The organism is Speluncibacter jeojiensis (genome assembly GCF_029589495.1).
GTDB lineage: Bacteria > Actinomycetota > Actinomycetes > Mycobacteriales > Mycobacteriaceae > Speluncibacter > Speluncibacter jeojiensis.
Window position 1 is genome coordinate 198,450 of record NZ_JAAIVF010000004.1, and the last position, 20,338, is coordinate 218,787.

Genomic DNA, 20,338 nt, shown 5'->3' on the forward strand with positions numbered 1-20,338 from the left:
GCCGACCACCGACACGGCCGGTCAAGATGCCGCGATCAGCGCCAGGATCGCACCCGCGCACATCCCGGGCCCGTGGGCGATGCGCGCGCCATGGTGGCGCAGTGCAAGCGCCACCAGTCCGGCGGCCGCGGTCGCGGCGGTGGCCAGCACCGCCGCCAGCAGCCAGGTCGATGCCCCCGCCGCGCCGGTCAGCGCGCCGACGGGCAGTGCCAATTTGACGTCCCCGCCGCCGAGCGCGGCGGGCCTGGCCAGGTGTACGAGCAGGTATACGACGAACAACGTGAGCGCGCCCAGGACCGCGGCCCCGCCGGTCCCGGTGGCCGCGGCATACAGCAGGGCGACCGCGGCCGCGGGCAACGTCAGCGCATCGGGCAGGCGGCGCTCGTGCAGGTCGATCACCGTCAGCGCCACGGCCCACCAGGTCGGCACCAACCACCACAGCAGTGCCACCCACCAGGCCACCGTCAGCCACCAGTCGGATTCCACCGACGCCGGCCGGCCGGCCAGTGCCACCGTCGCCGCGCCGGCCGCCGCGGCCCCCGCCTCGCACCAGCCGACGCGGATCGGTCCCGAGCGGGCCAGCCGTGACAGCAGTAGCCGCATGCCCCACCCGGCCGCAACTCCCGCCACCGCCACGACCACCACTGCGATCCACCCCATGACGCCGATCATGCTGCGCCGCAAGCGCGGTTCGAGGTGACGCAGGTCAGGTTGGGGAAAGTCGGGGAGGCTGTGGACAGCCGATCCCCGGGAGATGGTGTGTCGATCGCCGCCCAGAGTTCACACACTTCCCATGTTTGGAAGTGTTCCCATGTTTCCCAGCGTTCGAACTGCGCGAACAGTCACGACAGTTGCAACACTGGGGCTCGAGATGTCAGCGCAGCGCCGCGGCCATCGCTTCCCGCGGTGCGGGCAGGTCGGTGAACTGCTCGACCTGCCCGAACGCCTGGTTCAGCAGCATCGACAGTCCACCGACCACCGTGCCACCGGCCGCTTCGACCGCCATCGCGAGCGGGGTCGGCCACGGGTCATAGATGACGTCGAGCACCCGCGGAGCCGCCGCCACCGCCCCCGCGACCGGGGCGACGGCCGCCGCCGGCACCGTGCTGATCACCACGTCCGCCGCGCCGCACGCGCTGCGAAGCTCGTCGTCCTCGAAGCCGCCCCACGACACCGCAAGCCCCGCGTTGCGGCCGCAGTCCAGCGCGCCCCGCGCCCGCTCGGCGCTGCGCGCGACGACCGTCACCTCGCCGGCCCCGAGACTCGCCAGCCCGACCAGCGCCGGTCGGCTGGTACCGCCGGCACCGATGACGACCGCCCGCGCTCCGGCCAGATCGCTCAGGCCCAGTTCCGCAAGCGCGCCGACGATGCCGTCGACGTCGGTGCAGTCCGCCCGCCAGCCGCCGGGCACGCGCACGAGCGTGTTCGCCGACCCGACCGCGACCGCCCGCTCGGTGCGTTCGGTCGCGAACTCGAGCGCCGCGAACTTGCCCGGCATCGTCACCGACAGCCCGACCCACTCCGGTCCGAGCCCGGAGACCAGTCCCGGCAGTGCCTCGGCGTCGCATTCGATGCGGTCGTAGGTCCAGCCGTCCAACCCCAGTGCGCGGTAGGCGGCGCGGTGCAGCAGCGGCGACTTGGAGTGCTCGATCGGCTTGCCCAGGACCGCCGCCTTACGCGGCCCAACCTGCGGTGTCTCGTGCTCAGCGCCCACTGTCGAGCACCCCCGCCTTGCTCGCGAGGGTGATGTTCGCCAGGTGCTGCTGGTAGTCGGCGGTGAAGAGCGTGGTCCCGGTCTTGTCGACGGTGACGAAGTACAGCCAGTCGCCCGGCGCGGGATTTTCGGCGGCCTGCAGCGCGTCGTCGCCGGGCGCGGCGATAGGGGTCGCCGGCAGCCCGTTCATCGCATACGTGTTCCAGGGCGTCTGGGTCTCGCGGTCCTTGTCGGTGGTCGCGACTTCGACGCGGTCGAGCAGATAGTTCACCGTCGAGTCGAACTGGAGCTGCTGCCCCACCTTGAGCCGGTTGACGATCACCCGCGCGACCTTCGCGAAGTCGGCTGGATGGGCCTCGCGTTCGACGAGCGAGGCCGCCACCAGGGTGTCGTACGGGCTCAGGCCCGTGTCGGCGCCCGCGGTCTGCAGGCCCGCGGCGTTGTAGGCGGCGGTGCTCGCGGTGAACAGCGTCTTGAGGATCTGCTCCGGTGCCGCAGTGGGGTCGAAGTTCCAGGTGCCGGCCTTGATCAGCCCCTCGAATCGACGCTGCGGATCATGCACCTTCAGCACCCGGTCGACCGCCCAGGTCGGCACGCCGATTTGTCGCGGGTCGGCGGCGGCGAGCGCACCACGCAACTGATCGACACTCACACACTTGGGTCCGCCCCCGTCGACTGGTACGCAACTGGCGTGCGCGATCAGTGTGAGGATCCCCTCGGTGACGTGCCCGGACACCGTGGTCACGTCCGAGAGCTGGCGCCCCTCGGGGATGACGACCTGACCGACCCGCGCCGCGGGGCTGGTCATCAGCTGGACGGCATGCTTCGCCGGGATCTCGGTCCGCAGCGCGTAGAAGCCGGGCTGGATGGTGGCCATCCCGGAGTTGTCCTTCGCCGCGCGTAGGAAGGCACCGGTGCTGGCGACGACGTTGTCCTGCGTCAGGGTGGAGGCGATGTCGGTGGTGGTGTCGCCGTCCTTGACCTGCACGACCACGTCCGCCAGGCCGTTGCCCGAGTAGTCCTTCGGATCCGGTGTGAACAGAGCCGGGAAGACGAGCCGCAGCACCCCGTACGCGCCGACGCACAGCACCACGAGCACCGCCAGCGCCGCACTGACACCGATCCAGCGGCGCCGCTTGGTCTTTCGGGCGCGCGCCTCACGGGCCATCCGCGCGGCGCGGCGTCCCTGCGGCGGGAGTTCGTGCTCGTCGACGCCCGGCACGAACTGCGGCTCGGCGCGCTCGGTGGCCCAGCCGTCGTGCGGTGCACGGACCTCACCCGGGAAGTCCTCGTCCCCGCCGTCCTGCGCCAGCATCGCACTGTGCCGGGCCGGCGGCCGGTAGGCGTACTCGACGAACCCGTCCTCACGGCCCTGATACCCGCCGGGCTCCCCGTAGCCGCCCTGGTCGTCGTGTCCACCGCGGTCGTCGTTCACTGTCCGTCCTCATCGGTCGCGCGCTGCGCGGCGAGGCGCTGCGCTCGTTCGTCCAACCACGACTGCAAGATCTCCACCGCAGCGGCCTGGTCCACCACGGACCGCTGGTTCTTCGCGCGAACCCCGCTCTCGCGCAACGCGCGTTGCGCGGTGACCGTCGAGAACCTTTCGTCGACAAGACGAACCGGCACGGGGGCGATACGGCGTGCGAGGACGTCGGCGAAGCGCCCGGCCATCTTCGAGGACTTGCCGTCCTCTCCGCGCAGGGTCCGGGGCCGGCCGACGATCACCTCGACCGCCTCGTACTCGTCGACGAGCGCGACGATGCGCCGCACGTCCTCGTCGGTCTTGGGGGTGCGGGCGACCGTCTCGACCGGGGTCGCGAGCACGCAGTCGGGGTCACTCGAGGCCACCCCGATGCGGACCGTTCCGACGTCGATGCCGAGACGCCGACCCCGTCCGGGGTCGGCGTCCGGCAGCTCGTCCGGCACCGCTAGGCGCTTCCTTCCGCGAGCGCTGCCCGCAGGGCGGCGATCGCCGCCTCGATGCCGGAGGCGTCGGTGCCGGAGCCCTGCGCCATGTCCGGCTTGCCGCCGCCGCGTCCGCCGATGGCCGGCGCGACAGCCTTGACCAGCTCGCCGGCCTTGATGCCGTGCTCGCGGGCGCCGTCGGTGGTGGCGACCACGAACGGGACCTTGCCGTCGTCGTCGCCGAACAACGCGACCACCGCGGCCTGCTGCGCCAACCGGCCGCGCACGTCGGTCGCCAGCGTGCGCAGGTCGCCCGCGCCGACCCCAGCCGGGGCCTTCTCCGCGACCAGCAGCACGTCGCCGATCCGGTGGGCGGCGTCGGCCAGCGAACCCGCCGAGGCCAGCACCGCCGCGGCCCGCGACTGCTCGAGCTCACGCTCGGCGACCTTGAGCCGCTCGACGAGGTTCTCCACGCGGCCGGGCACGTCCTCGGTCGGCACCTTCAGCGTCGACGCCAGGCCCTGCAGCAGCGCGCGCTCCTTGGCCAGGTAGCGCACCGAGTCCAGGCCGACGAACGCCTCGACGCGCCGCACGCCGGAACCGACGGACGACTCGCCGAGCAGCGTGATCGGGCCGATCTGCGACGAGTGCGCCACGTGGGTGCCGCCGCACAGTTCCATGGAGAACGGTCCGCCGATCTCGACGACACGCACCTCGTCGCCGTAGTTCTCGCCGAACAGCGCCATGGCGCCCATTTCCTTGGCCTTGGGAAGGTCGGTGACGAAGGTGTTGACCTGGTAGTCCGCGGAGACGGCCGCGTTGGCGACGTCCTCGATCTCGTGCCGGGTCTGCTCGGACAGCCCGCCCTGCCAGTTGAAGTCGAAACGCAGGTAGCCGGGCTTGTTCAGCGAACCGGCCTGGACCGCGTTGGGTCCGAGCACCTGCCGCAGCGCCGCGTGCACCATGTGGGTGCCCGAGTGGCCCTGGGTGGCGCCGTGGCGCCACTGCGCGTCGACCTGCGCGAGCACCTCGTCGCCCTCGGCGATCAGGCCCTCCTCGACGGTGACCTTGTGCACCCACAGCTTCTTGGCGATCTTCTGCACGTCGTCGACCTTGAGCCGCACGCCGTTGGCGGTGATCATGCCGGTGTCGGCGATCTGGCCGCCGGCCTCGGCGTAGAGCGGGCTGCGGTCCAGGATCACCTCGACCTGCTCGCCGACGGACGCGGCGGGCACCTTCTGGCCGTCCTTGATCAGGCCGATGATCTTCGCCTCCGTGTTCAGCTCGGCGAAGCCGGTGAACTCGGTCGGACCGCGATCGAGCAGGTCCTTGTAGACCATCAGGTCGGTGTGACCGTGCTTGCGGGCCTGCGCGTCGGCCTTCGCGCGGGCGCGCTGCTCGGCCATCAGCGAACGGAAGCCGTCCTCGTCGACGGACAGGCCGGCCTCGGCCGCCATCTCGAGAGTCAGGTCGATCGGGAAGCCGTAGGTGTCGTGCAGCACGAACGCCTCGCTGCCACCGAACACCTTCTTGCCGGCCGCCTTGACCTCGTCGGCCTCCGACTCGAACATCTTCGAGCCGGACGCGAGGGTACGCAGGAACGCGGTCTCCTCGCCGACGGCCACGTTCTCGATGCGCTTGTAGTCGGTCTTGAGCTCCGGGTACGACGGGGACATCTCGTCGCGAACGACCGCCATGAACTCGCTCATCGTCGCGCCCTCGGCGCCGAGCAGTCGGGCCGAGCGCACGATGCGGCGCAGCAGCCGGCGCAGCACGTAGCCGCGGCCCTCGTTGCCGGGGTTGACGCCGTCGGCGATGAGCATCGCCGCGGTGCGGGCGTGGTCGGCGATCACGCGGAAGCGGATGTCGTCGGCGCCCCCCTCGGGGCCACCGGCGGCATAGCGGCGGCCGGTGAGCTGCTCGGCCTTGGTGATCACCGGACGGACCAGATCGGTCTCGTAGACGTTGTCGACGCCCTGCAGCAGGAACGCGACGCGCTCGACGCCCATGCCGGTGTCGATGTTCTTCTTCGGCAGCGGGCCGAGGACCTCGAAGTTGTCCTTGCCGACGCCCTCACCGCGCTCGTTCTGCATGAACACGAGGTTCCAGATCTCGAGGTAGCGGTCCTCGTCGGCCTCCGGGCCGCCGTCCTTGCCGTACTCGGGGCCGCGGTCGTAGTAGATCTCCGAGCAGGGCCCGCACGGGCCGGGGATGCCCATCGACCAGTAGTTGTCGGCCATGCCGCGGCGCTGGATGCGCTCGTTCGGGATGCCGATCTCCTTGTGCCAGATGTCCTGGGCCTCGTCGTCGTCGAGGTAGACGGTGACCCACAGCCGCTCGGGGTCGAAGCCGTAGCCGCCGTCGTCGATCGGGTTGGTCAGCAGCGACCAGGCGAAGTTGATGGCCTCACGCTTGAAGTAGTCGCCGAAGCTGAAGTTGCCGGCCATCTGGAAGAAGGTGTTGTGCCGGGTCGTGATGCCCACGTTCTCGATGTCGAGCGTGCGCACGCACTTCTGCACGCTGGTCGCCGTGTTGAACGGCGGCGTCTGCTGGCCGAGGAAGTACGGCACGAACTGGACCATGCCCGCGTTGACGAACAGCAGGTTCGGGTCGTCGAGGATCAGCGACGCACTCGGCACCTCGGTGTGTCCGGCCTTGACGAAGTGGTCAAGGAAGCGTCGGCGAATCTCGTGGGTCTGCACTGACTGGTCCTTCTATGTCGCGGTGAGGCGGCTGCCCCGGGCACAGCGCACCCGAGGGTGCACATCACGCCCAGATTACCGGCATCGCGCGGTCCGTTCGATCACCCGCGCCGTGGGTGGCAGGACGAGGCGTCGGGGTGCTGGTGACAGGTGGTACCTCAACAATCGCTTTCCAGTCGCTTAGCGGTGAGATTTTGGTGCGCGGCGACGGCCGGTAGTTCGGGTTACGCCTGGCCTGGTCGCGCGGTGCGGCCCGCTGCCGACGCGCTTTTCCTCACACAAGTCGCCTCGTATCCGTGATCGTCCGCATCTCGGACTGAGTTGTGTGTCGATAAGCGCATCAGGTTCGGCGTGCAGCACGACCGGAACACGCCCTCACGGTTCCTGCCCTCAGCCGGTACGCCGCGGTCGCCGATGATCGGCTACTCTTGCCGACGCATGTCACTGGGGAGGGACGGGGGAAGTCTGTGGGGAAATCACTTCGATTGGAACCGGATGTCGCGCGGCAGATCGTTGCCGAGTGCGACCGGTTGATCGCTCGGTTGGAAGAGCATGCGCTCGATGCTGAACGATTTGGCGACATGTCGGGGTTTGGCGATATTCCGTCGGCTCAGGCCTTGCAGGCGGGTTTCGCACGCAAGGGCACTGGCGGCGAGGAGTCCGTTCACGCCCGAATCTTGCAGTTCCGTGACGCCGTCGTGGAGATGCGTGACAACTTCGCCGGCGGCGGTATGGCGTTCGCGGAGGCCGAGCAGTCCAACGCAAGAGACATTCGCTCGAGTGGGGCTGGCCTCCAATGACCTACCGACCGACCATTGCTGTGGCTGTCCTGACCACGATGATGGCTACGGCTGGCTGCTCCGCCAGCAATCCCCCGGCAGCCGAGAGCTCGTCGCCGGCATCGGTTTTGCCTATGCCCACGAACACACCGCGTATCACGGACGACTCCACGCGACCGCAAGTCGGATTCGATCCTTGCGCAGACCTTTCCGACGGGCAGATCCGCCAACTCGGGTATCAACCCGACACTCGCCGGAAAACTGATTACCCCGCGCAGGACTACACCTTCCTGTCGTGCAGCTTCAAGTCCACCGACTACTTGATCAGCATTTCCTCCGGCAACATCACCTTCGATGAAGAGGTAAAGAAGGAATCCGGGAACGCCACTTCAGCTCCCACAACCATCGACGGTCGACGAGCGCTGACGATTCCTCACGATCAAGCCTGCTCACTCGCCATGCAGACGACCTACGGCATGGTGATCTTGACTAGGCAGACGAGTTCATTCGGCACCAAGACGTCCGCACCTCCATGTGAGGGCATCGAGGACACCGCCCGGATGATCTCCCAGTTCATGCCCAAGGGTGCCTGACATGACCGATTCGCCTCAGAACTGGACCGACCTCGCCGTCCCGGTCAGCGTCCGCCAACAGGCCGTACGCACGCAGTTGCAGCAGCAGGAAGCGGGCTACCGCAGTCACCTCAGCGGACAGACCGACGGGCCGTACATCGGCACAGTGGAGAACTTCGCGTCCTGGAAACATGAGCAGCTTTACGCTGCCGCGCAGTCGATGTCGCCGGGCGCCATCAACACGATGGCCTCTCAATGGGGCAAGCTACAGACCGCGATGCTCTCCGACCTCCTCGGATTCCACGGATCGGTCACCGGCCTCATCGCCGAACACTGGGAGGGCGACGGCGCCGACGCAGCCCGTGCCGCCGTTGGTGCCTTCACCCAGTCCGGGACAGAGTTCACGACGAGTCTGCACGCCTCGGTCGGTCGGCTCGAGCAGGTCGCCAGCGCCGCGCAGGAGGTCCGCATCGGCGTACAACCGCCCGTCGCGCCAGGACTCTCGTTGATCCCTGTGGCGCCCAAGGCCACCGAGGCCGCAGCCGAGGTCGAACGTCAGGCAGCCGTGCACGTCATGCAGGCCATCTACACCCCCACCTACGTCCAGGCGGGCACCGACGTGCCCATGCTGCCGCCGCCGCGCGACGTCGTCAACGGCGGACTCGGGGACGGGAGCCTCGCGAACGGCGCGGGCTCGCCCGGAATGACCGGCGGCGCAGGCGCGAAGACCGGCATCGACGTGAACAACGTGCAGCCCAGCGGATCGACGGACAGCCCTGCAGGACAGGGTGCAACCGCCTCCGACACACCGGGTTCGCCGGTCGGATCGGGCGCCGGCGCCGGCGCCGGCACAGCACCACTCGACGGGGCGGGTCTGGGCACCCCCGGCCAGCCGACAAGCGGCTCCCCCAGCCCATCAGATGGCTCGTGGTCGCCGACCACCGCGGCGGCCGCATCCGCCGCTCCCGTCGGGTCCGTGTCCGATCCCGCAACCGGGTTCGGTGGCATCGGCAACACCGGGCCTGGTGGGGGTGTCATCGGTTCCGGAGGGGGCCTTGCCGGCTCGAGTGGAGGCTTTGGCGGCTCGGGCGCAGGCTTCGGCAACGCCACGGGTCTCGGCGCCGGCGGCTCACTGGGCTCACTCGGTGGGTTGATCGCACCCGGATCGGGCAGCGCAGATCTCGCCATGCGCTCCGGCGCAGGCGCGACCGCCGGCGCCGGCACAACGACCGGTGCGGTGGCACCCGGTCGCCCAGCCGCCCGCGGTTCCATGTCCGGACTCGCGCACGGCGCCCAGCACGACGGCGAAGAGGACGACGAATACCGTCCCGCGAGCTACCTCGTCAACATCGACAACGGCAACGAGCTCATCGGCGAGCTGCCGTGGGTGGTGCCGCCGGTGATCGGAGCGGTCGACGACTGATGTGGCACTTGTCAGCACACCAGTTCGCACGTCTGTGGGCGGAGGTGTCGTCGACGCCGATGCCGTATCCCCTGCGCCGGCGCGAATCCGCCCCAACCGTCGACGAGCAGCGGGCGCACCAGCGCGAACTCGACGACTGGGCGGACGCCCTCGATGACAAGCGACTGAGGGGCGCGCTCGCCGTCCTCTCGGCGCCGGACGTCGCCATCGAGGCGACGGTGTCCGTCGACGGCGGCCGACGGGATCTGCGACTTCTCGGCGCGCGACGAGCCTCGACCGCGGTTCTCGCCGAACAGGTTTGCGGCGAGGCCGGCGAGGTCAACCGCGACATTCGCGTCTTCACCGGCGCAGCGGACGAGCTCGCCGGATCGCTGATGCAGGCGATCCCCGACGTCCGTCCCGGCGCACAGCGGACCATGAGCCTGCACGAGGACGACCTGACCTCCGAACCCGATCCGTCGGTGTTCCAGCAGGTCCGATCAACGGACACCTCCCGCGCCCGCACCCTGCTGCGTGCGCCCCGTCAGGGCGTCGGCCACATCGCCGTGCTTCGGCACGACAACGAGGTCGGGGCGCTGCGCTGGGTCGATGTCGCCGAAGACGGGCGCTACCTGATCCACGGCGACGGGCATCTGCAGATCCGGCCGGCGTCGCTCAGCGGCATTCATCGCGAGCTGAGCCGATGCCTCGCCGGGGCGCGGTGATGACCTCGACCATGCTGTCGCCAGCACGATTTCGTCAGGGGAAATGATGAGCGGGACACTCAAGGTCGACCTCGCTGCCTTCGGGGAACTCATCGACACGGTCGGGCGCGCCGCGGACGCGCTCAAACAGTCGAGCGGCGCGCTCAAGAACGTGTCTGCACGGGATCTCGGCACGCACTCGCTCGACTCGGCGGCTGCACGATTCCAGGACCGCTGGGGATACGGCATCGAGAAGATCGCCTATGCCTCCGCCACCATGGTCGACGGGCTCAAGGAAACCCGCACCACCTACGCGAAGGCCGAAGAGTCCAACCAGTCGCTGATGAAGATGTTCGAGGCTCCCCTTTCCGCCGGCGGCTCCGGCCCAGCACCGCAATCTCCGGCATCCCAGCGCGTTCCCGGCATCCTCAACATGGATCCTCACGAATGAGCTGGTTCGGTGACGCGGCCAACGCGGTGAGGTCGGCGGTCGAGGGTGCGGTCGACAAGGTCGACGACCTCGGCCGCGAGATGGGGCTCGGGTCGCTGACCAGCCCGGTGGCCGACCTCGTCGACTCGAAGATCGATGCGTTGCGTGACGATCTGGACTCGATGGGATCAGCGAAGTACCCGGCGCTGGGTTTCGACCCCGCACCCGGCTCGGTGGGTGCCATCGAGGCACTGTCGCAACAACTCTCGGGCGCGGCGGGCAAGCTGGTCGACGCGGGACGCGACATCAATCGGGTCGGACAGTCCGGCAGCATCTGGCAGGGACAGGGCGCGGATGGCTTCCACGACAAGGTCGGCGAACTTTCCCCGCTGCTCGACCGAGCCAACCAGGCGCTGGGCAATGCTGCCCACTTGCTGGGTACCTGGTCGTCCGATCTCTCGTCGATGCAGACTACCGCCGCCGGCTACGAACGTCAGGCCGAAGCCGCGCGTCGCAACTTCGATACTGCCAAGGCGAATCCCGACCTGCACCTGGCCAATCAGGTACTCGCCCGCGACGAGATCCCCGCAGCGCAGGCCCGGCTCGATGCCGCCGTGTCGAAGGTCATGCGCGCCAAGCAGGAACTCGACGACATCATCGAGCAGGCCAAGCGACTACAGCGGCAGCACCGCGACCTCGCCGAGGACATCGCCAAGGCACTGCGGCAGGCCTCCGAGGATGCGCCGGCTGAGAGCGTATGGAACCACCTCGGCGACGGACTGGATGTCATCGGCAACGAACTCGAGAAAGCCGGCATCGGCGCATGGCATTTCACGCAGGCAAACTGCCATATCATCGGCAACGTCGCAGATGTCTTCGGCGACGTCAGCGCAGTCCTCGGTCTGGTAGGCGCCGGTCTGGACATTTACGGACTGCCAGAACTCGGAGCACCGATCGGTATCGCTTCTGGTGCGGCATCAGCAACCGCACTCGTCGGACACTCATTGGCACGAACCGCGGGGGATAATTCCGTCACCGATGAAACACTGTTTTTCGATGGCGTGGGTGCCGCGACTCTTGGACTTGGCAAGTTCCCGAAGTTGACCCAAGATGCCGCACAGGGCATCGGCGACACTCTCGGCATCAACCTCCCCGCAATCCCCTTCCTTCAGAAATATGTTGGTGACGACCAGTCAACAACTACATTGTTTGACGACCTGAACAATTACTGGGTGCCGCACGATCAAACAGCAACCGCGCTCGAATTCGTGTCAGCCGTACCTGGAATCAACCTCATTCTCCCTGGGATCAACTCGGCGCCAGGTCTACCGACAGCAATCTACCAAGCAGTCCAACAGGGATGGAAGGAGGACCACGGAAACTAATGCACGCGCTCTCTATAGAATTCCCTCCAGAATTCCGAACGATTGATTTACTCAACCCGTCGACAAACCCACCTTCAACAAGTGCAGCACCCACCTTTAAAGAATTCCTACTGAATTCCGATATTCAGATGCTCGGCCATTTGACCTCACCAAAGTCATCCGACGAAGGCGCCAGCATCCTACTGTCGGCAACAAAGTTGAATGATCAGTCAGGCCTAAGGCGCCCCACACCTGAGGCTGCTGCAGACGGCATCGCCGAGGCCATCCGCGCGCAGAATTCGAACATTGTTGTATGCAAGCACAAACTTGGCCATTCGGTCGCTGTCGCCTGCCTACGAAGCGGCCACTTCTCACTCCCGGCGCCTCGCGGCAAGGCACACAGCGGAAATCACGATGTGAACGTGCTGACATTGCAGCTTGTAATCCCGTTCCCAGACATAAGCGCCGTCGCGACATTGGACATGAGCACTCGAGGTGCCAGGCAAATATCAAAGTTCACAGAACTCACGTTAGAGATTGCAAACTCAATCCGGTTCAGTCCATCCGTTGAATCTGACGATTGCGCTAATCAAAGGACCCCCCATGCATGATTTGGCAAGTTCCGGATTTCAATCGAACTCCACCGTCGCATATGTCATAATAGCTGTCTCATTCTTCGTTCTGATTCCGATACTTATCTCACTGGCTCGCGACGCACGCAACCGCCGTCGCCTTCGTAGCCAACCACCAGAGGTTCAAGCAGCACGCATCCATGCCACCTTTGACGGTCGAAACCAAGTCGCTGTCACCGTTTGCTCCACCTCTTTCACCCGAGACCAGATTCTATGGTTCGCTCAGCAGCACGGATACGTTTATGAATCCGACTATGTCTCACGCTACACTCCGCGCGAAATGCGGTTCGTCAAATCTCCTAATACCCCCTAGCCCATCATGTGGCGCAAATATCTGAACACGCCCGTCACGTCCACAGATCACCTGCGCAATAATCCAACTGCACTGACGGGTGGTTCGAATAACTAAGACATGGGAAGTCAATGCATAGTTTGCCAAGCGTCCTGGCTATGACTACCGCAGTCGCCAGCAGCCCCAACCATTCGAGCAGACCGCAGTCCGCGCTTCTTATATTCATGTTGATCGTCTGCCTACCCGCAATGTTCTACTACTTCGGAATCAGGGGAGCACGGGCCCGCAGGAAGATTGCCCGGAGCACTTCACTCGACGACCAGATTCAACGGTTCGAATCGATTCTCACCGGGTCCATCGCAGTCGAGTTCAACCGGGCAGAGACGCGCCTAACGAGGGATCAGCTCGAGCAAATTGCCCGCCGCAACGGTTACACATACTCGCGAAGATACATGTACGACAAGTACGGCCCCTGGCGATGGGTCTACCGACGCCTGAACGAGCAGGGCATCTGACATGACCCTGACCCTTGTCGCCGAAACCGCTGGAACCCACAAAACCGACCCAGTCGCCCTTGCGCTACTACCTGCGGTCCTGATCTTAGGGCCGTACATCCTCTACCGATTCCATCTCAAGCCCTACTTTCACCGACTGCGTCATTCCTGGAAGACACCACTGGAAACGCAGAGAATTGAGGTCACTCAAGAATTCCAGCGCGGACTGTACACCGTCGGGGTCGACAGGGTTGCCGTGAGAATACCAGCCAGCGAGCTCAAGCAGATTGCTCATCAGCACGGATACCGATATTCAATGACACTCCCCGACCCCGTCAACAACTCTGCAATCTCATACTTCCACAGACTCGGCGCAGACGGAAACACCATGTCGCCCCCGCCCGACCGTCGTCCCGGCGCTCACCGAGCCAAGCGTCGCACCAATTGACGACCACCACATTCACTCCCCCAACCCCCGCACATACCGCACCGGCGGAACCCCCACGGCGGCAGTGAAATCGCGGGTGAAGTGCGGTTGGTCGTACCAGCCGAGCGTGACAGCCAATTCGGCGATATCGCAGCCCGGGTCGCGTTGCAGCGCATCCATCGCGTCCAGCAGCCGATAGCGCCGGATGAGCCAACTGGCGGTGATCCCCGTATAGCGGCGCAGCAGCCGCTGCAGCGACCGGTCCGTCAGCCCGTGCCGTCGCGCCACCGCGGCCGCCCGGATGAGTGTGCGGTCGCCGGCCACGTCGTCGACGACCTCACGCAGCAGCGCATAGTCGCGGTCCTCCACCTCGGGCAGCCACCGCGACAGCCGCTCGTCGGCCAGTCGCGCGCGTGCCTCGTCCGTCTCCAACCCCAGCACCCCGTCGCGCAGATCCGCGGCACCGGCGCGCAACTCGGTAAGCGACTCCACCCGATCCGTGAACCGATCCGCCGCGACCCCGGTGAGCGCGGTGAATCCGCCGGGCCGGAACTTGACGCCCAGCACCCGACCCCGCCCCGCCAGTTCGATGTCGAACCGCCGAGTGATCACCCCGTGCACCAGCACGGACGGCAGCGGATGACCGTGCCGCGCAGCCTGATCGCCCTCCTCGATCGACAGGTGCACGGCCGGGTGCGACAGCACCGACGACGTCTCGCGCCGAGGGCTGTCCAGCGCCCACCGGATCGTCCAGTAGTACTCGATGTACGGCGCCAACTCCGCCGCCACGTCCACCCTGCCCAACTCGTACACGGTGCCGACCTGCGCGGGCCGCATGATTCCCCGCGCCCCCGCGGCGCCTGTCGCATCTGTCCAAGACCGCACGCCCCCAGTCTAGGCAAGGTGAACACATGAGCGAATCCATTCAACCCATTCCGCCCGGCTACACCACCATCACCCCGTTCCTCGTCGTCGACGGTGCCGCCGCGGCGATCGAGTTCTACACGACGGTGTTCGGCGCGACCGTCGCCTCCCGCAACGATCTGCCCGACGGGCGCGTCGCGCACGCCGATCTCGACTTCGGCAACGGCCACCTGCAACTGTCCGACCCCTCCCCGGAGTCGAACCTGGTCGCACCGGATCCGGCTGCGACGGTGAATCATTCGTACGCGCTCTACTGCGCGGACGTCGACGCGACCTGGCACGCCGCCGTCGCCGCCGGCGCCACCGCCTACGAGGAACCCGCCACGTTCGTCACCGGCGACCGGTTCGGCGCGGTCATGGACCCGTTCGGGCACCGGTGGGCGATCCTGACGAAGGTCGAGGACGTCTCCGAGGAGGAGGCGCAGCGGCGGGTCGACGCGTGGCTGGCCGAGCAGTCAGCGACCGCGGATGATCCTGCGCAGCTTGCCGATTCGCGCTGAGATCTCCCGCTCGGCCCCGCGAGCGGTCGGCTCGTAGTAGTCGACGCCGACCAGCTCGTCCGGCGGATACTGCTGGGCGAGCACACCGTCCGGATGGTCGTGCGGGTAGCGATAGCCGACGGCGTTGCCGAGCTTCTTCGCGCCCGAGTAGTGGCCGTCGCGCAGGTGCGGCGGCACCAGCCCGGCCTTGCCGCCCGCTATGTCGGCGGTGGCCTTGCCGATCGCCGCGGCGACCGCACCCGACTTCGGGGCGGTCGCCAGGTGGATGGTCGCGTGGGTGAGGGTCAACTGCGCCTCGGGCATGCCGATCAGCTGCACCGCCTGCGCGGCGGCGACCGCCACCTGCAGCGCGGTCGGGTCGGCCATGCCGATGTCTTCGCTCGCGGCGATGATCAGCCGCCGCGCGATGAACCGCGGATCCTCCCCCGCGCTGAGCATCCGAGCCAGATAGTGCAGTGCCGCATCGACATCCGAGCCGCGGATCGATTTGATGAACGCGCTGACCACGTCGTAGTGCTGATCGCCGTCGCGGTCGTAACGCACGGCGGCCTTGTCCATCGTCGACTCGACCACCTGCAGCGTGATCTCGGCGCGATCGTCCCCGGCCAGGTCGGCGGAGCTTTCCGCGGCGGCCTCGAGCGCGGTCAGCGCCCGGCGCGCATCGCCGCCGGCGAGCTTGACCAGTTGCTCCATCGCCTCGTCGTCGACGTCGACCGTCCCGGCCAGCCCGCGCTCGTCGGTGACCGCACGTCGCAGCAGCACACCGATGTCGTCGGCCGTGAGCGGCTGCAGTTGCAGCACCAACGAACGCGACAGCAGCGGGGCGACCACCGAGAACGACGGATTCTCGGTGGTGGCGGCGACGAGCAGCACGATCCTGTTCTCGACCGCCGCGAGCAGCGCGTCCTGCTGGGTTTTCGAGAACCGGTGCACCTCGTCGATGAACAGCACCGTCTGCTCGCCGCCGACCAACCGCCGGCGCGCCATGTCGATGACGGCGCGCACCTCCTTGACCCCGGCCGACAGCGCGGACAGCGCCTCGAAGCGACGTCCGGTGGTCGACGAGATCAGCGAGGCGAGGGTGGTCTTGCCGGTGCCGGGCGGGCCGTAGAGGATCACCGACGTCGCACCGGAGCCCTCGACGAGCCTGCGCAGCGGCGTGCCCGGGCCGAGCAGGTGCGACTGGCCCAGCACCTCGTCGAGGCCGGTCGGACGCATCCGCACGGCCAGCGGCGCACCCACGGCAACCGCCTCGGGCTTGCCGGACGACGGCCCGTCGAGCGCCGCGTCGAACAGATCGAACTCCACCGGCGCGGTCAGATCCCGTTCGCCAGCGCCGCGGCCACCTCGCGCGCGTGGTCGGCGATCTCGGTGACGCCGAGGGTCTCGGCGAACTCGGCGAGCCCCTGCCACCGCTGGCGCAGCGCCGCGCCACGCGGCGACGCGAGCTCGTGCTGGCCGGCGATCGTCATGCGGATCTCGTCGTCCGGCAGGTACAGGTAGGTGCTCAGCCACACCCAGATCAGTTGCGCCTCGAGGATCCGGGCATACAGTGCGGAGTCGTCGCGCAGTTGCGACCAGATCCCGACGACCTCGGCGCGCCAGGCCTCGATCATCGACAGCGCCTGGTCGCGGTTCAGGTCGATGGTGCACAGGCAACCGGGGAACGGCACCAGCGCGTAGGCGATGTCGAGCGTGGCGTCGCGGAACCCGCCGAACTCGTAGTCGAGAAAGCGCACCCCGGAGCCATTGACGAGGATGTTGTCCGGGCACAGGTCGGCCGGGCTGAATGCGCGGTAACCGCCGGCGCCGAACAGGTGCTGGGCCTCGGTCACCAGCCCGACCACCGCCTCCGACGGGGTGACGCCGAGCAACTCGCCCAGCAGCCCCGGGACCTGTTCGATCGCGGCGTGCACCTGCTCGGCCATCGGGTCGGCGGCGTGCGTGCCGCCGGCGCGGCGCATCAGCGCGGCGAAGTCGTCCTCACGGCCGAAGGTGGCGGCGTGCATCCGGCCGAGCGCCTGCGCCATCGCCATCAGCGAATGGGTGACCTCGGCCTCGTCCTTGTTGGCCAGCAGCTCACCCATCGCCGGCGCGTCGCCGAGGTCGGTGAGCACCAGCAGCCGCTCGTCGAGGTCGTGCGCGATCAGCTCGGGGCCGGGCCGCGTGTCGGCGGTCAGCGAGTTCGCGAACTGGTACGACACCGCCTCCCGCCGGAACGCCTGGTCGAGATCGCCGCTCGCGTCGAGTACCTGCTTGAGCACCAGTGTGCGCGGCAGCGAGAAGGGGTTCTCGGCGACGCGGACCCGCACCACCGTGGCCGCACCGCTGCCGCCGAGGTCGACCGGGTCGACGAGGGTCACGGTGGCACCCGTTCGCCGCGTCAGCAGCCGCTCTGCGGCGGCCACAACGTCGGACACCGGATGCTCCCCGTGGTCGGAAATCGTCTCTGTCAATATCGCGGTCATCACCATTCAACCTACCCGGTACGGCCGACAAAAGGGTGCCGTACACAGACGCAGCCCAGCGTACGCGAGCGCTGTTGCGGCGTTCGGCGATCGCGGCCGAGTGCCACGATGACGCAGGTGGATCACCCCATCCAGGGATAACGGAACCGCGCCGAATCGCGGTCGGTCAGCCGGCGCGAGAACTTCCGCGGCCACGTCTCCGGTCGCGCCAGCAGCACGACCACCCCGGCGATGACAATGCCGGTCAGGTTCACCGCGAGCTGCCCCATCGACCGGAAGGCGATCGCCCACTCCCCGACCGACGCTGCGACCACCGCGAACCCGGCCGCGGGGATCGTCGTCACCGAGATGAACACGCCGATCAACGCGGCCGACTTCGCCGACACCAGCGACAGCATGCCCGCGGCGCCGGCGAGCAACGCGACGACGAACGACGCGGCGCCGACCTCGTAGATGAAGTCGACCTGGTGCAGGTTCTCGATCCGCGTCTGCGTCACCCAGCCGAGCAGCCGCCCCAGGAAGGTCGCGAATCCGGTGATGATCATCGCGACCGGGAACCCGACGATCAGTGGCAGCAGCGAGCGGCGCACGTGCCGGCGGCTGCGGCGCACCAGCGCGACCGCGAGCGCGGACAATGGACCGAACTCGGGGCCGACGACCATCGCGCCGACGATCGTCACCGGCGAGTCGGTGACGACGCCGACCGCGGCAATCAGGCACGCGATCGTCAGGAACGCCAGGAAGGTCGCGTTCAGCGTCGACTCTTCCTTGGTGTGAGCCATCAACTGGTCCCACACGACCGCGTCGTCGGGGTCACCGACCGCATCCTTCGCGGCCCTGTCGGCGGTGTCCGAGAGCACCGTGTCGAGCGGTTCGAGGGTGATCGCGCCAGTGTGGCGCAGGCCCATCGACTCGAGCGCGTCGAGTAGCTCGTTGGCCGATTCGCGGACCACGTCCGCCTCGACGCAGTCGCCGGCCGGCTTGGCCGCGACGCCGCGCAGCACCACCACGTGGGTGGCGCCGACGGCGTCGTCGAGCAGTTCGGCGACCGCGTCGGTGCGTTCGGCCGGGCAGATCACCCGCAGGTGAAGCACTGGAGCGCTACTCGGCCTTGTCCCCGGCGGGCTTGTCTGCAGCAGCCTTGTCCCCGGTGGCCTTTGCACCGCGCGACTCGTCGGGCTTCGCGTCGATGCCCGATTCCTTGCGCTGCTGCGCGGTGATCGGCGCGGGCGCGTCGGTGAGCGGGTCGACGCCGCCGCCCGACTTCGGGAACGCGATGACCTCGCGGATCGAGTCCATCCCGGCGAGCAGCGCGGTGATGCGGTCCCAGCCGAACGCGATGCCGCCATGCGGCGGTGCGCCGTAGGAGAACGCGTCGATGAGGAAGCCGAACTTCTCCTCGGCCTCCTCGTGGCCGATGCCCATCACCTTGAACACCCGCTCCTGGATGTCCTTGCGGTGGATACGGATCGAGCCGCCGCCGATCTCGTTGCCGTTGCAGACGATGTCGTAGGCGTAGGCCAGCGCCGAGCCCGGGTCGGTGTCGAAAGTGTCGATCGAGTCCGGCTTGGGCGAGGTGAACGCGTGGTGCACCGCGGTCCAGGCGCTGTAGCCGAGCGCGACGTCGCCGGCCTCGACGGCCTCCTCGACGGGCTCGAACATCGGCGCGTCGACGACCCACAGGAACGCCCACGCGTTCGGGTCGATCAGGTCCTGCTTGCGGGCGATCTCGCCGCGGGCCGCGCCGAGCAGCGCACGCGAGGACTTGACGCCGCCGGCCGCGAAGAACACGCAGTCGCCGGGCTTCGCGCCGACGTGCGCGGCCAGGCCGTCACGCTCGGCGTCGGAGATGTTCTTGGCGACCGGACCGGTCAGCGTGCCGTCCTCGCCGACGAGCACGTACGCGAGGCCCTTCGCGCCGCGCTGCTTGGCCCACTCCTGCCACGCATCGAGCTGACGACGCGGCTGCGAGGCCCCGCCCGGCATGACGACCGCGCCGACGTACGGCGCCTTGAACACACGGAACGGGGTGTCGGCGAAGTAGTCGGTGCACTCGACGAGTTCGAGTTCGAAGCGCAGGTCCGGCTTGTCGGAGCCGTAGCGGCGCATCGCCTCGGCGTAGGTCATCCGCGGGATCGGGGTGGTGATGTCGTGGCCGATCAGCTTCCACAGCGCCACCAGGATCTGCTCGGCCAGCGCAATGACGTCGTCCTGCTCAACGAAGCTCATCTCGATGTCGAGCTGGGTGAACTCGGGCTGCCGGTCGGCGCGGAAGTCCTCGTCGCGGTAGCAGCGGGCGATCTGGTAGTACCGCTCCATGCCGGCGACCATCAGCAGCTGCTTGAACAGCTGCGGCGACTGCGGCAGCGCATAGAACGAGCCGGGCTGCAGCCGGGCGGGGACCAGGAAGTCGCGGGCACCCTCGGGGGTGGAGCGGGTCATCGTCGGCGTCTCGATCTCGACGAAGTCGTGCCGGGCGAGCACCTCGCGGGCCGCGGCGTTGACCTTCGAGCGCAGCCGGATCGCGTTGCCGGGACCCTCGCGGCGCAGGTCCAGGTAGCGGTACTTCAGCCGCGCCTCCTCGCCGGGGGTGTCGTCGAGCTGGAACGGCAGCGGAGCGGCCTCGGAGAGCACCTCGAGGTCGGTGACGTTGACCTCGATCTCGCCGGTGGGGATGTCCTTGTTGGCGTTGCCCTCCGGGCGCACCTCGACGCGACCGGTGACCTTGACGCAGAACTCGGCGCGCAGCCGGTGGGACTGCTCGGCGGCGGGGCCCTCGCGGAAGACGACCTGGGCCACGCCCGACGCGTCGCGCAGATCGATGAAGATCACCCCACCGTGGTCGCGTCGACGCGCCACCCAGCCGGTGAGCGTGACGGTCTGGTCTGCGTGCTCGGCTCGCAGGGATCCGGCCTGGTGGGTGCGCAGCACAATGGTCCTTTCAAGATGTGGTCGATCGCAGCAAGTGCTGGGGGTCATCCTACGGAGGAGGCCGACAGTTTCTGACAGCAACTCCGCCTCGGGCGTGC

At 67.9% G+C, this 20,338-nt stretch carries 17 protein-coding genes; 7 read left to right on the top strand and 10 right to left on the bottom strand.

Annotated elements, in window-relative coordinates; all coding sequences use genetic code 11:
- Positions 1 to 21: 21 nt before the first annotated feature.
- From G4X40_RS14195 to alaS, 5 genes are all read right to left on the bottom strand, one after another.
- On the bottom strand, positions 22 to 660 hold the full coding sequence (locus G4X40_RS14195; RefSeq protein ID WP_277833364.1) for a prepilin peptidase: 639 nt from the start codon (positions 658 to 660) through the stop codon (positions 22 to 24).
- Positions 661 to 874: 214 nt separating this feature from the next.
- Positions 875 to 1,714 carry a shikimate dehydrogenase gene (locus G4X40_RS14200; RefSeq protein ID WP_277833365.1) on the bottom strand — a complete coding sequence of 280 codons (840 nt, stop codon included), beginning with the start codon at positions 1,712 to 1,714 and terminating at the stop codon, positions 875 to 877.
- On the bottom strand, positions 1,704 to 3,149 hold the full coding sequence (mltG, locus tag G4X40_RS14205) for an endolytic transglycosylase MltG (RefSeq protein ID WP_277833366.1): 1,446 nt from the start codon (positions 3,147 to 3,149) through the stop codon (positions 1,704 to 1,706). Before mltG ends, G4X40_RS14200 begins: the two co-directional genes overlap by 11 nt.
- Positions 3,146 to 3,640, bottom strand: coding sequence for a Holliday junction resolvase RuvX (ruvX, locus tag G4X40_RS14210; RefSeq protein ID WP_277833367.1), 495 nt, complete (start codon positions 3,638 to 3,640; stop codon positions 3,146 to 3,148). Before ruvX ends, mltG begins: the two co-directional genes overlap by 4 nt.
- 2 nt (positions 3,641 to 3,642) lie before the next feature.
- The gene (alaS, locus tag G4X40_RS14215) at positions 3,643 to 6,321 is read right to left on the bottom strand and encodes an alanine--tRNA ligase (RefSeq protein WP_277833368.1); all 2,679 of its coding nucleotides are present in this window, start codon (positions 6,319 to 6,321) and stop codon (positions 3,643 to 3,645) included.
- 467 nt (positions 6,322 to 6,788) lie between these two features.
- On the opposite strand from alaS, the gene G4X40_RS14220 reads away from it, so the two are divergent.
- Genes G4X40_RS14220 through G4X40_RS14245 form a run of 6 tightly spaced genes read left to right on the top strand, consistent with a single transcriptional unit; the run spans position 6,789 to position 11,593 of the window.
- A complete protein-coding gene (locus tag G4X40_RS14220) occupies positions 6,789 to 7,121 on the top strand; it encodes a hypothetical protein (RefSeq protein ID WP_277833369.1) in 333 nt (110 codons plus the stop codon).
- Positions 7,118 to 7,693 (top strand): DUF3558 domain-containing protein, encoded by a 576-nt coding sequence (locus G4X40_RS14225; protein ID WP_277833370.1) that lies wholly within the window; start codon positions 7,118 to 7,120, stop codon positions 7,691 to 7,693. The genes G4X40_RS14220 and G4X40_RS14225 overlap by 4 nt, the downstream gene beginning before the upstream one ends.
- A 1-nt stretch (position 7,694) precedes the next feature.
- Entirely contained in the window at positions 7,695 to 9,095 is a 1,401-nt protein-coding gene (locus G4X40_RS14230) for a hypothetical protein (RefSeq protein WP_277833371.1), read from the top strand.
- Positions 9,095 to 9,799 (top strand): ESX secretion-associated protein EspG, encoded by a 705-nt coding sequence (locus G4X40_RS14235; RefSeq protein WP_277833372.1) that lies wholly within the window; start codon positions 9,095 to 9,097, stop codon positions 9,797 to 9,799. The genes G4X40_RS14230 and G4X40_RS14235 overlap by 1 nt, the downstream gene beginning before the upstream one ends.
- Before the next feature lie 43 nt (positions 9,800 to 9,842).
- Positions 9,843 to 10,229: a hypothetical protein gene (locus G4X40_RS14240; protein WP_277833373.1), complete on the top strand. Its 387-nt coding sequence runs from the start codon at positions 9,843 to 9,845 to the stop codon at positions 10,227 to 10,229.
- Positions 10,226 to 11,593, top strand: coding sequence for a putative T7SS-secreted protein (locus G4X40_RS14245; protein ID WP_277833374.1), 1,368 nt, complete (start codon positions 10,226 to 10,228; stop codon positions 11,591 to 11,593). Before G4X40_RS14240 ends, G4X40_RS14245 begins: the two co-directional genes overlap by 4 nt.
- A 1,857-nt stretch (positions 11,594 to 13,450) precedes the next feature.
- On the opposite strand, the gene G4X40_RS14250 is transcribed toward G4X40_RS14245, so the two are convergent.
- Positions 13,451 to 14,302, bottom strand: coding sequence for an AraC family transcriptional regulator (locus G4X40_RS14250; RefSeq protein WP_277833375.1), 852 nt, complete (start codon positions 14,300 to 14,302; stop codon positions 13,451 to 13,453).
- A 26-nt stretch (positions 14,303 to 14,328) separates the two neighbouring features.
- Here G4X40_RS14250 and G4X40_RS14255 point away from each other — a divergent pair, with 26 nt between their 5' ends.
- On the top strand, positions 14,329 to 14,841 hold the full coding sequence (locus G4X40_RS14255; RefSeq protein ID WP_277833376.1) for a VOC family protein: 513 nt from the start codon (positions 14,329 to 14,331) through the stop codon (positions 14,839 to 14,841).
- Here the strand turns inward: G4X40_RS14255 and G4X40_RS14260 are convergent.
- From G4X40_RS14260 to aspS, 4 genes are all read right to left on the bottom strand, one after another.
- Positions 14,797 to 16,137, bottom strand: coding sequence for a replication-associated recombination protein A (locus G4X40_RS14260; protein ID WP_277833622.1), 1,341 nt, complete (start codon positions 16,135 to 16,137; stop codon positions 14,797 to 14,799). The genes G4X40_RS14255 and G4X40_RS14260 overlap by 45 nt on opposite strands.
- Before the next feature lie 20 nt (positions 16,138 to 16,157).
- Positions 16,158 to 17,309 (bottom strand): protein kinase family protein, encoded by a 1,152-nt coding sequence (locus tag G4X40_RS14265; RefSeq protein ID WP_277833377.1) that lies wholly within the window; start codon positions 17,307 to 17,309, stop codon positions 16,158 to 16,160.
- 122 nt (positions 17,310 to 17,431) lie between these two features.
- The gene (locus tag G4X40_RS14270; protein ID WP_277833378.1) at positions 17,432 to 18,403 is read right to left on the bottom strand and encodes a DUF389 domain-containing protein; all 972 of its coding nucleotides are present in this window, start codon (positions 18,401 to 18,403) and stop codon (positions 17,432 to 17,434) included.
- 7 nt (positions 18,404 to 18,410) lie between these two features.
- Positions 18,411 to 20,240, bottom strand: coding sequence for an aspartate--tRNA ligase (gene aspS / locus G4X40_RS14275; RefSeq protein WP_277833379.1), 1,830 nt, complete (start codon positions 20,238 to 20,240; stop codon positions 18,411 to 18,413).
- Positions 20,241 to 20,338: the final 98 nt, after the last annotated feature.